General features: G+C 47.5%; 12 protein-coding genes. All 12 read left to right on the top strand.

Going from position 1 to position 13,784, the window contains the following annotated elements:
- Positions 1 to 309: 309 nt before the first annotated feature.
- Genes tssB through vasI form a run of 12 tightly spaced genes read left to right on the top strand, consistent with a single transcriptional unit; the run spans position 310 to position 13,781 of the window.
- A complete protein-coding gene (tssB, locus tag AAC147_RS10405) occupies positions 310 to 807 on the top strand; it encodes a type VI secretion system contractile sheath small subunit (protein WP_038269549.1) in 498 nt (165 codons plus the stop codon).
- Positions 808 to 826: 19 nt separating this feature from the next.
- Positions 827 to 2,305, top strand: coding sequence for a type VI secretion system contractile sheath large subunit (gene tssC / locus AAC147_RS10400; RefSeq protein WP_047680702.1), 1,479 nt, complete (start codon positions 827 to 829; stop codon positions 2,303 to 2,305).
- Positions 2,306 to 2,307: 2 nt separating this feature from the next.
- The gene (gene tssE / locus AAC147_RS10395; RefSeq protein ID WP_047680699.1) at positions 2,308 to 2,748 is read left to right on the top strand and encodes a type VI secretion system baseplate subunit TssE; all 441 of its coding nucleotides are present in this window, start codon (positions 2,308 to 2,310) and stop codon (positions 2,746 to 2,748) included.
- On the top strand, positions 2,749 to 4,596 hold the full coding sequence (gene tssF, locus AAC147_RS10390; RefSeq protein WP_047680696.1) for a type VI secretion system baseplate subunit TssF: 1,848 nt from the start codon (positions 2,749 to 2,751) through the stop codon (positions 4,594 to 4,596). It abuts the gene before it with no gap.
- On the top strand, positions 4,560 to 5,612 hold the full coding sequence (gene tssG, locus AAC147_RS10385; RefSeq protein ID WP_038269541.1) for a type VI secretion system baseplate subunit TssG: 1,053 nt from the start codon (positions 4,560 to 4,562) through the stop codon (positions 5,610 to 5,612). The genes tssF and tssG overlap by 37 nt, the downstream gene beginning before the upstream one ends.
- A gap of 5 nt (positions 5,613 to 5,617) precedes the next feature.
- Positions 5,618 to 6,913 (top strand): type VI secretion system-associated FHA domain protein TagH, encoded by a 1,296-nt coding sequence (gene tagH / locus AAC147_RS10380; RefSeq protein WP_047680693.1) that lies wholly within the window; start codon positions 5,618 to 5,620, stop codon positions 6,911 to 6,913.
- Positions 6,897 to 7,454, top strand: a complete 558-nt coding sequence (gene tssJ / locus AAC147_RS10375) for a type VI secretion system lipoprotein TssJ (RefSeq protein WP_047680690.1) — start codon at positions 6,897 to 6,899, stop codon at positions 7,452 to 7,454. Before tagH ends, tssJ begins: the two co-directional genes overlap by 17 nt.
- A gap of 2 nt (positions 7,455 to 7,456) precedes the next feature.
- Positions 7,457 to 8,809: a type VI secretion system baseplate subunit TssK gene (gene tssK / locus AAC147_RS10370; protein ID WP_047680687.1), complete on the top strand. Its 1,353-nt coding sequence runs from the start codon at positions 7,457 to 7,459 to the stop codon at positions 8,807 to 8,809.
- A 15-nt stretch (positions 8,810 to 8,824) separates the two neighbouring features.
- Positions 8,825 to 9,604, top strand: coding sequence for a type IVB secretion system protein IcmH/DotU (gene icmH, locus AAC147_RS10365; RefSeq protein WP_047680684.1), 780 nt, complete (start codon positions 8,825 to 8,827; stop codon positions 9,602 to 9,604).
- A 9-nt stretch (positions 9,605 to 9,613) separates the two neighbouring features.
- Positions 9,614 to 12,241, top strand: a complete 2,628-nt coding sequence (tssH, locus tag AAC147_RS10360; protein ID WP_047680681.1) for a type VI secretion system ATPase TssH — start codon at positions 9,614 to 9,616, stop codon at positions 12,239 to 12,241.
- The gene (locus AAC147_RS10355) at positions 12,241 to 13,080 is read left to right on the top strand and encodes a Fis family transcriptional regulator (RefSeq protein ID WP_047680678.1); all 840 of its coding nucleotides are present in this window, start codon (positions 12,241 to 12,243) and stop codon (positions 13,078 to 13,080) included. Before tssH ends, AAC147_RS10355 begins: the two co-directional genes overlap by 1 nt.
- Complete coding sequence (gene vasI / locus AAC147_RS10350; protein WP_047680675.1) at positions 13,077 to 13,781, top strand: type VI secretion system-associated protein VasI; 705 nt, start codon at positions 13,077 to 13,079, stop codon at positions 13,779 to 13,781. The genes AAC147_RS10355 and vasI overlap by 4 nt, the downstream gene beginning before the upstream one ends.
- Positions 13,782 to 13,784 lie beyond the last annotated feature (3 nt).

Raw genomic sequence — 13,784 nt, 5'->3', positions numbered from 1 at the left:
TAAAAGCCAGAATAGAGGGTGTTATCAATAAGTGTTTTGGCTTTACATCAAAAAAATAAAGTGTCAAACTCGCTATTGACGATTTTTTATATCGATGTTACTTCCATGATTGGATAGAATATCTCTGTATCTTTATCTATATGCTGATATATAAAAATCTATTTGTTCCTGCAAATACAGTTGTCTTCCGCAGCCTATTTCTTTAGGAAAGCCTGCTGCATTTGTTATACGGTTAAACATTGTAATTATTCTCTTTCCAATAATGGGTTGTTAGACAGTTCATGGTTGTATTAGCCAAAGGGTTGAAATATGAGTAAGAATAGTCCTGGTAGCGTAGCTCCGAAAGAAAGAATTAATATTAAATATGTTCCTAATACTGGCGACCAGACCGCAGAAGTTGAATTACCTCTGAATCTTCTGGTTATTGGTGACTTGAAAGGAAAGAAAGAAGATACGCCAATTGAAGAACGACAGACCGTTTCCGTTAATAAAAATAATTTTAATGCGGTAATGAATGAGGCGAACATCAACCTGACTTTTAACGTCCCTAATCGCCTTGAAGAAAATAGTGAAGAAGATCTACCAGTTAATCTGGAAATTAAATCACTGAGTGATTTCTCACCGGATAATATCGCTAAGAAGGTACCAGAGCTGAATAAACTGCTGGAACTGCGTGAAGCATTAGTTGCATTAAAAGGCCCTCTGGGAAATATCCCTGCATTTCGCGCTCGCTTGCAGTCACTGCTGGATGATGAATCCGTTCGTGAGCAACTCCTGAAAGAACTTGAAATCATCAATAAAAAATAACTCGTTAAAGGAATTTTAAATGGCTCAGCACGAAGAAAACAGCACAGCACTTGCTTCTGGCGCAACGACTTCTCTGCTTGATGAAATCATGTCTCAAGCGAGGATGACTCCTGAAAATGATGGCTATTACATTGCAAAACAGGGTGTAGCGGCTTTTATTGGCAGCATTCTGGACACAGGCTCTAACGAAGAACCGATCAACAAACTTCTCGTTGATAAAATGATCGTTGAGCTTGATAAAAAGCTGAGTGAGCAGATGGATGAAATCATGCACGCTAAGCCGTTGCAGGAGCTGGAATCTTCCTGGCGTTCACTGAAAATGCTGGTGGATCGCACTGATTTTCGTGAGAACATCAAAATCAACGTGATTCATGCGACTAAAGATGAATTGTTGGAAGACTTTGAATTCTCTCCTGAAATCATCCAATCCGGTTTCTATAAACATGTTTATTCTGCGGGTTACGGCCAGTTCGGTGGTGAACCTGTTGCTGCCGTTGTTGGTAACTATGCTTTCAGCAACACCACGCCTGACATCAAATTGATGCAGTATGTCAGTTCGGTCGGTGCAATGGCTCATGCGCCATTCCTGTCTTCTGTTTCACCAGAATTCTTTGGTGTTAACAGCTTTACTGATCTGCCGGCTATCAAAGATCTAAAATCTGTATTTGAAGGCCCTTCACACACCAAATGGCGTTCATTGCGTGAGTCAGAAGATTCCCGCTACCTGGGCTTAACTGCGCCACGTTTCCTGCTGCGTCTGCCATATTCCACCGTTGAAAATCCAATCAAAAACTTCAACTATCAGGAAAATGTCAGCCGTGACCACGAACACTATCTGTGGGGGAACACTGCGTATCTGTTGGCAAGTTGTTTGACTGACAGCTTCGCTAAATATCGCTGGTGTCCGAACATCATCGGTCCACAAAGTGGTGGGGCAGTAAACGATCTGCCGGTCCATCTGTATGAAGCAATGGGCCAGATTCAGGCGAAGATCCCAACTGAAGTACTGATCACTGACCGTCGTGAATTCGAACTGGCGGAAGAAGGCTTCATTACTCTGACTATGCGTAAAGGTAGTGATAACGCTGCATTCTTCTCTGCAAACTCGGTTCAGAAACCAAAAATTTTCCCAAATACCCGCGAAGGGAAAATTGCGGAAACCAACTACAAGTTGGGCACTCAGTTGCCATACATGTTCATCATCAACCGCCTGGCACACTACATCAAAGTCTTGCAACGTGAGCAGATCGGTTCCTGGAAAGAGCGCCAGGATCTGGAACGCGAACTGAACATGTGGCTGAAACAGTACATTGCTGATCAGGAAAACCCACCGACTGACGTTCGTAGCCGCCGCCCACTGCGCGCTGCTGAAATCAAGGTATTGGACGTTGAAGGCGATCCAGGCTGGTATCAGGTGGCAATGCAGGTTCGCCCACACTTCAAATACATGGGTGCAAGTTTCGAACTGTCTCTGGTCGGACGTTTGGATAAGGAATAATCATGGCTGCGCTGTACAGTTGGAACAGAGGCAGCTCTGCCAGTCTGTTCGAGCGCATTCAAGGGAAGAGCCTCGGCTCTTCCCGTCAGTCAAGGATGCGTGCACTGCTTGATTCTATTAAGAAGCATTTGAACGAAGTGCTGAATACGCGCCCTGGTGCCTGCCAGAGTGCCATTGAATTGGGTGTCATTGATCTCAATGATGCAACCGCAACGTCAGTGGATTTCAAGCAAAGTATCGAATGGGCGATAGAAGAGTGCATCAGAAATTATGAGCCCAGAATATCAGCGGTTTCTGTCAGTGCCATCAATGATGATTCAGATCCGTTGTTATTGAGCTTTCATATCAGTGCTGAGGTTTCCCTGGATGATATCAACGATGTTGTCGAATTCAGCATCCAGTTGGATAACAACCGGCGCTATTGCCTGGAGCGAACTCAATAAATGTCATTTGAAAAATATTTCAGAGATGAGCTGAACTATTTGCGACAACTGGGGAAAGAAGCCGCAGTTGAGCGTCCTCATCTTGCCGCATTTCTGTCTGAACAAGGCTCTGATCCTGACGTTGAACGTTTGCTTGAAGGTTTTGCATTTCTGACAGGCAATCTGCGGGCAAAGATTGACGATCAGTTCCCTGAACTGACTCACGGCTTGCTTAATATGCTCTGGCCTAATTATCTGCGTCCGACGCCCAGTATGACCATCATCGAATATACTCCTGATGAGAGTGTTGTGACAAAAGCAACACAGGTTAAGCGCGGCACACAGATTATGAGTAATCCGCTGTCAACTCATGATGATATTTACTCGAACGACCATTCTTTGAATGGACAATCGAGTGGCAAAAGAGACGATCATAGCCGCTGCACTTTTACATTGTGCCGCGATGTCTGGCTTTTTCCTCTCTCCATTCAGGACATTTCCGTTAATAACAGTAATGAGCAAGGGATTATTGGCCTGAATTTTGCGTCGAAAACGGAACTGAACCTGCATGAACTGGAACTGGGTAAATTGCGGTTCTATCTGAGTGGCGATGACTATACCACTTCTCAACTCTATTTCTGGCTCTGCTATTACTTCAGAAAAGCGGAATTGGTTATTGGTGATACGGTCATTCCTCTGCCAGATTTTGACTTTGTACCGGTCGGATTCGAACGGGAAGATGCCCTGTTGCCTTATCCTAAAAATGCTTATATGGGATATCGCATTTTGCAGGAATATTTCTGTTTTGCGGAAAGTTTTCTGTTTTTTGACGTTAAGGGATTCCCTGAACTGTCTGAAGATCTCAAAACCAAAGATTTCAAACTGAATTTATATTTTTCTCAGGCGTTACCCCCAGAAGCTAAGATTCGCCACGATACTTTCCGCCTGCACTGTACGCCGGCTATTAATCTGTTTCCGATGGACAGTGAAGCGATTGAACTGAATGGCAGTCAGACGGAATACCCACTGAAGGCCAGTTATAGCTTTCCGGATAACTACGATATCTTTTCTGTAGATGGTGTTGAAAGTTGGCTGACGGGAGAAAATGGAGAACGCAGTCGGGCACGTATCGGTGAACGGGTTTACACCCCGTTTGAAAGTTTCAATCATCAGATTGATAACGAAAATGAACACTCAATGCGCTATTACCGTCTGCGAGTGAAAGAGTCACCTTTCCGCAGAGGATTGGAACATTTCATCTCATTTGTACGTGGCGATGAATCAGACCTGCTCAGGCTCAAATTAAAAGAAAACGTCTCTATCAGCCTGACGTGTACCAACCGTGAATTGCCGTTACAGCTTCGTGTCGGCGACATTAATTACCCCTCTATCGGCAGCCCGTCATTTGCGACATTCCGCAATATCACGCGTCCGTCAGTACCGCTTTATCCGTTGCTGGATGGTGGTCTGCACTGGTCGTTGCTGTCAAATATGTCGCTGAACTACATGTCATTGCTGGATAAGAATGCGCTGAAACAGGTTCTGCGTACTTACGATTTCCCAAGTATTCACAACCGACAGTCCAAACGATCATCACAGAAACGGCTTGATGCCATTGAAAAGATTGAGACAGAGCCAACAGATCGCCTGTTCCGCGGCCATCCTGTGCGTGGATTGCGTTCTACTTTGTATATCCGGCAACAGGCATTCAGTTCGGAAGGTGAGCTGTATCTGTTCAGTACGATTCTGTCACGGTTTTTCTCACTGTATGCCAGCGTCAACGCTTTTCATATGTTGAAGGTAATCAATTTAGATAATCAGGAATGTTATGAATGGCCGGTACAGATAGGTCAACACTCGTTGATGTAATCACTGAGCAAGATCCTGCCACACCACTGGCATTGGACATCTCACGATACAACTTTTATCAACTGGTCGAATTGCTCAATCAGTTGGCGGTAGCGTGGGAAAAAACCGGGGAGACGGATCGGCCTGATCGTGAATCTGTCCGTTTTAAATCCAATGCCAGTCTGGCATTTCCTACTCGTGATGTGATTGCACTGAAGCAATCCAGGCAAGGGTATTTTGAGCTGGAAGTCTCTTTCATGGGGCTACATGGCAGCCAATCTCCTATGCCGGGTTATTACCTGGATTCACTGGCGTGGGAAGACGCACAGGGCGAAAACCGACTGACGGATTTCCTCAATCTGTTTAATCACCGCTTAATCACGCTCTTGCACCAGATTTGGCGGAAATACCGCTATTACATCTGCTTTAAGCAAGGCGGGGAAGATAGCTTCTCTCAGCGCATGTTCTCGCTGGTGGGATTGGGAAGTGATGTCAACCGCCGGATGCTGAACATCAACCACAGCAAAATGCTGGCGTATGCCGGGTTGTTGGCAAGCCCCGGTCGTTCACCGGAAGTGATATGCAGCCTGGTTTCCCACTGTTTTGATTTGCAGGATGTCACTTTGCACGGCTGGCAATTCAGAAAAGTCATCATCCCCGTTGATCAACAGAATCGACTGGGTGGCACGAATAAAGGGCAAAAGATTGGTGATACCGAACTGTCCGTATTGGGGCAGAACTTCACCATCGGATCATGGATCGGGGATTACAGCGGAAAGTTTCTGCTCAGTATCAACAATCTGGCCCGTGATCGGTTCCTGTCATTTCTGCCGGACGGGAAGAACTATCTCCCGTTAGTGATGTTTATCTCTTTCGTCATGCGCAGCCAGTTTGCCTGGGAATTGCGTCTTGGCCTGGCGGAAAATCAGGTTAGTGGCATGGTGTTGGGGGCGAAGCAGAATAACCATCTGGGGTGGACCAGCTTTCTTGGTGAGCCAGAAAAGAAACCCTCTGTCACAATTTCAGTTATGGAATAACGACTATGGAAAAATATCAACCAACGCTTTCATTGCGGGTGCTCAACAGTGAGCAACTAGAGAGTGGTCGAGCCGCCAGTTACCAGTTTTCGACACAGGGCGGTACGGTCGGCAGCAGTGAAAGTCACTTGTGGTCTGTTCAGGACAGCCAGGGCAATATCCAGCCGTCACAATTCTCCATTCAATGGCGTGATGGTTCATTCTGCCTGCAAGTGCTTGCTGAGCCGGTACAGATAAATAATGCCCCATTAACACCGCAATCCGGTCTGATCCGTTTGCAACAGGGAGATCAGATTAAAGCGGGTAACTTGTCCATCAAGATCCACATCAGTTTTTCTGAATCAGATCAGGTTGATCCTTCGACAGTATCACCGGAGGCGCTGGTTTCCAGTTACAGAAATCCGCTGGATGCCATGATGGAAGGTGTATCGCTGCAAAAATCCGCGTTTGCCAGAGATGACAGTATTGCGCCAACCGTCATGCACCGTTTCAGCGATGATCCTCTCAGAGTACTTGATAGTGAGAGTCTGACTACGTTGCAACCACAGGTTGAAGCCGATGATACGGAGCAGCTTTTGCCGCCGGATCATTATCAATCCCCCCCATTTGCTAACCCTATTTCTGATAACCGAGGCAGTGTTATGGATCAGGAGTTTCTTGACTTACCGGATATCGCTTCCGAGCGGCAGTACGAAGATATGGATGTTGATCATGTCGCCATTACCCCTTTGATGCGTGGGCTGGATACGCAGTTGCCTCTGCATGACACACAGCAGGCCAACGATTTTCTGCAAGAGATGGGTAAGACCATGAAAGCGGCAATCGAAGGGCTATTAGCGCTCCAGCGTGAACAGCACGGATTACGTGATAAACAGCTTCGTCCTATTGAGGATAACCCACTACGTCTGAATATGGATTACGACACCACCATGCAGGTGATGTTTTCCGAGCAGAAAAGTCCGGTACACCTGTCAGCACCCGCTGCTGTAGCAGAAAGCTTGCATAATCTGCAACTGCATTATCAGGCCAACCGGACAGCGATTTCCGCGGCGTTGGATACCATGCTGGAAGCCTTTTCCCCTGAACAATTACTCCGCAGATTTTCACATTATCGCCGTAGTAATGAGGTCAGGAACAAAGATGCGTCCTGGGCGTGGGAAATGTACACCAACTATTACCGCGAATTAGCTTCCAGCCGCCAGCAGGGGTTTGAAAAGTTATTCCGCGAGGTGTACGAGCAGGCTTATGACCGCGCACTGCGTCAGGGCTTAGAGGACACCAGTGATGAAACGTTCCGGTAGTCAGCGCATATGGACCACAGGGATCTTATTACTGTCAGTGATGTTACTGAACGGCTGTAGCAGCGCATGGAACGCCACTAAAAAAGTTGGGCAGGTCATTTGGGACCCTTCCACTCCTGTGGGAAGGCCGAGTGAACAAGCCTCAATCGCCAACATCACATTGCTGGCTGAACCCGATATCAACCCCAATGAAAGTGGTGAACCAGCGCCTGTTGAGATGAATCTGGTTTATCTCAGTGAAGATTCGCGTTTTCTGGCTGCCGACTATGACCAGCTTGAAAGTGACAAGCTTGAAAAAGCACTGGGGAAAAACTACATCGATCATCAGGATTACACCCTGTTACCGGGGCAATATAAGCCGCTGGAAACAATCACATTGGAAAAGAAGAACCGTTACATCGGTGTCATCGTTCATTATGCAGGCGTCAATCAGTCTGAATGGAAAAAGATCATCCGGGTAAAAGACATGGGTCGCCATTACAACATTTTGGTGCATGTCAGAAATAACGACGTCGAACTTAGAAAAGAGGAGGAAGAGTAATCATGCCAGGAAAAAATCGGGTGATTTGGCACGAAGGATTATTCATTAAGCCACAACATTTCCAACAACAACAAAAACACAATGATTATCTGGCTCATAGTCTTGTCTCCGTGTTAACAGCGTACGGTCATGGTTTCAGCTCCGTGAGTATCAATGATGATTTGCTCAAACTAGGACGCATCGGTATCACCGAAGCCAGCGGTATCATGCCGGACGGTACGGTATTTTCAGCACCGAGTCAGGATCTGCTGCCAAAACCGCTGGATATTGAAAATATCAATGATCTGAAAAGTAAAGACGTCTATCTGGCATTACCGATGTCCAGCGATACCATTCGTGAAGTGGCTGATCGGGATGCTGAGATTCAAAGCGCGGTACGTTATCGCGAATTGCCGAGCGATATTCGTGACCTGCATACTAAAGGCGGTGATTCCTCCATTCTTAATCTTGCTCAATTGACTCCGGTATTGATGCAGGGTTCTGAAGATATGAGTGCCTACACTGCCATTCCGCTGTGCCGCATTAAAGAAAAGCAGAAAGATGGCACAATCGTTTTGGATAACGAATTTATCCCAACCTGCCTGTCCATTTTTGTCGCTGATAAACTAAAGCGCTTCATGGTGGAAATTGACGGGTTACTGACAGAACGTTCAAGAACATTGGCGAAACGCATCGGTTCTCCAGGTCAGCAGGGGGTTGCAGATGTGGCAGAATTCATGATGCTTCAACTGTTGAACCGCGTTCAACCTTTGTTCAATCATTATGCTAAACAAACCGTCCTGCACCCGTTGCATCTGTATACCCAATTGATCCAAACCTGTGGTGAACTGAGAACCTTCACGGACGCAAGCCGTCTGCCGGGAAATATTCTGGCCTATGACCACAATAATCTGACAGATACTTTCCAGGACGCCATGCACGCCATCCGCGATGCACTGAACGTTGTTCTGACACCACGTGCAACATCAATTGCCCTGAAACAGAACGAAGGGGGCATTCGTGTCGCAACACTCCACGACAACGACTTGTTGCGCAAAGCCGAATTTGTTCTGGCTATCAGTGCCAGCACACCACAGGAACAGTTGCGTCGTCAGTTCGTACAGCAAACCAAAGTCACGTCTATGGAACGTATCCGTGATCTGGTCAGCGTCCAGTTGCCCGGCGTACCACTGATTGCGTTGTCCGCAGCACCTCGTCAGTTGCCATATCACTCTGGATATACCTATTTCCGTCTGGATCAGAAGAGTCCGGCATGGAAAGAGATCCAACAGGGCAATTCCATCGCGTTCCACGTATCAGGGGATTTCCCTGACTTAGATATGCAGCTCTGGGCTATCAGGGGCGGTAAGGATTAGTTATGAGGATTAGTCATGAGTGATATCAATGTTGACAGTCCGTCACTGGAAAAATTTGAAAAACAGGCTGAAACGCTGAGAACGTTTCAGCGCCAGTACCAGCTACCGTTACGTGGTGAAAGCCTTAACCCGATGATCGACGCAGCCACGCCTTTACTGGGGATGGTACTGCGTTTGCAGGACATGAGTGATCAGGCACTGCCAGATAAGCTTTACCAACAGGTTGTTACTGACATTCGCGCTATTGAGCAGCTTCTGCAAACTAAAGGTTATGAACCCGGTGCGATTGTTTCATTCCGTTACGTACTGTGTACCTTCATTGATGAAACCGCATTGGGGCACGGTTGGAACAGCCAGAATGGATGGTTGAAGCAATCACTGTTGGTGCACTTCCACAATGAAACTTGGGGCGGTGAGAAAGTCTTTGTGTTGCTCGAACGCCTGATGGGAGAGGCTCAGCGCTACCAGCATCTGCTGGAGTTCATTTACCTCTGCCTCTGTCTTGGTTATCGCGGACGTTACAAAGTCAGTACCCAGAAAAATGATGACTTTGATCGCTTGTTCCGCCGCTTGCAGCAACAGCTTCACTCACTGCGTGGAGAAGTACCGCCGACTACGCTGTATGTCAATATCAACGAGCAAGATGCACGCTATCGCCTGAGCAGGCGTTTGAAAATCAAACACCTGCTTGTGATAAGCGTCGGTCTGCTGATTGCGATTTATAGTTTTTATGCCATCCGCCTCGGTGATCAGACTCAAGACATATTAAAGCAGCTAAATAACTTATTAAGATAGGATGTCGCCATGATTCAGATTGATCTGCCCACTCTTGTAAACCGTTTAAATCCGATGACCCGTCATGCACTGGAAGCGGCGGCAGCATCCTGCGTCAGTCAGCAGCAACCTGAGATCACGGTTGCTCAGCTACTGCTTCAAATGATCGATACACCACTCAGTGATGTGCGTTTGATCCTTAATAAAGCAGACATCGATAAAGATCTGCTGAAAGAGCAACTCGATCAGGTGGTCACACATCATCAGGCGATTGTACAAACTTATCCGAACTTTTCTCCAATGCTGGTGGAATGGTTACAGGATAGCTGGCTGCTGGCTTCTACTGAGATGCAGCATACCGAACTGCGCAGTGGCGTAATGCTGATTGCCCTGTTGTTTAGCCCTCTGCGCTATCTGGCTCCGCAGTCTGCGCGTCTGCTGGCGGGCATTAACCGTGAACTGCTGCGCCAGAACTTTACTGAATGGACAAATGGTTCTGCCGAACAGCCTTTCAGTGTCAGCGATAAAGAGGGGCAAGGTGTACACCCGGCAAACAGTGACAGCCTGTTGGCGCGTTTTACCCAGAACATGACTGAGCAGGCGCGTCAGGGCAAACTCGATCCGGTACTGTGCCGTGATAATGAAATTGACCTGATGATCGACATTCTTTGCCGCCGCCGTAAAAACAATCCCATCGTTGTGGGTGAGGCGGGTGTAGGTAAAAGTGCCCTGATTGAAGGTTTGGCGCTGCGGATTATCAATGATCGTGTACCGGATAAACTGCGCAACAGCGAATTGCTGACTCTGGATCTCGGTGCGTTGCAGGCAGGGGCCGCAGTCAAAGGTGAGTTTGAAAAACGTTTCAAAGGCATCATGACTGAAATCCATCAATCATCTGTACCGATCATCCTGTTTATCGATGAAGCCCATACCTTGATTGGGGCAGGTAATCAGGCCGGCGGGCTGGATATCTCCAACCTACTGAAACCTGCACTGGCGCGTGGTGAACTGAAAACCATTGCTGCAACGACATGGGGCGAGTACAAAAAATACTTTGAGAAAGATGCGGCATTGTCTCGTCGTTTTCAGTTGGTGAAAGTCTCTGAGCCTAGTGCAGCAGAAGCAACCATCATTATGCGTGGCCTGAGAGCCATCTACGAGCAGGCACATGGTGTTCTGATCGACGATGAAGCACTGAAAGCATCAGCCATATTAAGTGACCGTTATCTCTCTGGTCGTCAATTGCCAGATAAAGCGATTGATGTTCTGGATACCGCTTGCGCCCGCGTAGCGATTAACCTGACATCGCCACCGCGTCAGATTTCTTCCCTGACGACCGAACTTCATCAAATGCAGATGGAAATCGATGTGCTGGAAAGAGAACAACGGATGGGGCTGAACGAACATGCAGAAAGACTGGAAGAGCTGCAAAACCAGCAACAAGAGATCCAGGAACAACTGACCACACTGGAAAGCCATTGGCAGCAACAGCAAGAACTGGTGAAGCAGATCATCGAATTGCGCCGCCAACTGTTATCTGGTGATGAAGCAGAAAAACCTGCGACAGAACCCGCCGATGAACCAGCTTTGATCGAAAAACTGGCTCAACTCAACGCACAATTGGCTGAACTTCAGCAGCAACAAACACTGGTTTCTCCGCATGTGGACAAAACCCAGATTGCCGCTGTTATCGCGGAATGGACAGGGGTTCCGTTGAACCGTCTGTCACAGAGCGAATTATCAATTGTGACTGAATTACCTATCCATTTGGGCCAAAGCATCAAAGGGCAGGAGATTGCTATTCAATACCTGCATAAACACCTGTTGACCGCGCGTGCTGATCTGCGTCGTCCGGGGCGTCCTCTGGGAGCATTCCTGTTGGTAGGGCCAAGTGGTGTCGGCAAAACCGAAACAGTATTGCAACTTGCCGAACTGATGTTTGGTGGCCGTCAGTACCTCACGACAATCAATATGTCTGAGTTTCAGGAGAAACACACGGTTTCACGTCTGATCGGTTCTCCTCCGGGTTATGTGGGATACGGAGAAGGCGGCGTGTTGACCGAAGCTATCCGTCAGAAACCTTATTCCGTTGTCTTGTTGGATGAAGTGGAAAAAGCTCACCCTGATGTCTTGAATCTGTTCTATCAGGCATTCGATAAAGGTGAACTGGCAGATGGTGAAGGCCGTATCATCGACTGTAAAAACGTTGTGTTCTTCCTGACCTCCAATCTGGGTTACCAAACCATTGTTGATTACGCCGAGCAACCAGAGCAGATCAATGATCAGCTTTACCCGGAACTGGCGGCATTCTTCAAACCTGCCCTGCTGGCTCGTATGGAAGTGATCCCTTACTTGCCGCTTGGCCATGAAACGCTGAAGACTATCATTCGGGCCAAGTTGGACAGACTGGACAACCTGTTGTCACAGCGCTTCAACGCGGAAGTCACCATCAGCGATGATGTGGCAGAAGAGATCCTGCAACGCGCTACCCGTGCGGAAAACGGTGCCCGTATGCTGGAATCCATCATTGATGGCGCACTGTTGCCACCGGTTTCACTATTGCTATTGCAGAAAATGGCAACAGGCACCCCAATCAGTGCCATTCGGTTAACCGTGGCAGAGCATGAGTTCCACGCAGAGGTTGAGGAGGCAGAATAATGAAACAGAGGCTGAAAAGCGCGTTAGCGTTATTGGAACATAACACCATTGAACAACTGGTTGACCATTTTTTGCTGGTGAGCCAAAGCTCGCGTTTTGATGCCCTTTTGGTTTTCCTGCTTAACATCAATGAAAACAGGCTGGAATGCTGTAATTTGCCAAACATCAATCTGCCAAACATTAGTCTGCCAGATCTGAACTTACCAGAACATCAGCAAACCAACTCTCGCAAGCTGCATGTGGATATTGATGATGTTAATAACCCATTGATACAAGTGTTGCGTAAGGGAACCCCAACGTTATGGGATTCCCTTAACCACGGGGCACGTATTGACGATATTCACTTCCGCACATTCATTGCAGAGCTGCCGCATAACTGCGGGTTGTATGGTATTCCTCTGTTTGACCACAACGAACAAGCTTGCGGTGTGATTGCCATTTTTGCCGAAAATGTCAGCCATTTTACCAACAATGAAAACATGTTCGGCATCTATTGCCATGTTATGCAGCACCGTCTGAAAAAGTTGCAGGAGCTTGAACAACTGCGTGGGCAGTTACGCCAGATCCGTCAGGTATTTCAGGTCCAGCGCCAAAAAGAAAAACAATTGGATGAACTGCTTGCCTCCCTGAGTGAATCGAAAAACTCAAGGGCAGGCAGTATCTCCGTGGATTACAGTCACATCGATAATCTGCCAAAGGCCATAGAAGAATTTGAAAGTGCCGTGTTGGTTCAACGTCAGCGTCAGTACGGCAATGACACCAGACTGATTGCTCAAAGTCTGGGCATTGCTCAGCGCACGTTGGTTTACAAACTGGCAAAATACGGGTGTAGATTATGAATATTGTTTTAATTATCAGTTCATTACTTGCGTCATTGGCAGGCGATCCCAAACTTGCGGAAATGGCAGGGGAAAAAGAAATCGCAGAGTCCAAGCCACAGGAAGTGGTTGTACAAGAAGTGGTTGTACAACAGGAAAAACAATTAGATGCACTGCAACAATGCCGTTTCGAGCCATCTCCTCTTATCCGGCTGGCATGTTATGACAAGGAGTTGGATAACCTTAAGGTCAATGCCTTGCCAGTGACACTGGAAAACATGGGACCTTTGTGGCGGCAGGCGATGGAGCAGGAAATGCAACGTACCGATTATTCCACTGGTTTCATCGTCACGCAGGGGGAAAACGGTACAACCCGGATAGTCCTGACTACCCCTGCAATCGGGGTTCCGCCACCGCGTCCTGTCTTGATGTTGAGCTGTATTGATCGCATCACCCGTTTGCAGGTAGCTCTGCCTAAACCGGCAGAGTCGGGGGAGGTCACTATCATGACAAACAAAACCCAGTTTAAAACCGAATGGTTCCTGCGGGAACGTGGTTACTTATGGGAATCCAGCCGTGGCTTGCCGGGGATTGATGAAATCAAACGCTTAATGGGCAGCGACCAGATGACTATCACACCAAATCAAGGTAGCCAGATAACCTTTAACATTTCTCAGTTGGAGCAGGCCGCGAAACCATTGCGCGAAGCCTGTCGTTGGTAATCG

Source organism: Xenorhabdus sp. NBAII XenSa04 (genome assembly GCF_963866145.1).
Lineage (GTDB): Bacteria > Pseudomonadota > Gammaproteobacteria > Enterobacterales > Enterobacteriaceae > Xenorhabdus > Xenorhabdus indica.
The sequence above is the reverse complement of the archived record's forward strand: the minus strand, read 5'-3'. Positions and strand labels throughout refer to the sequence as shown.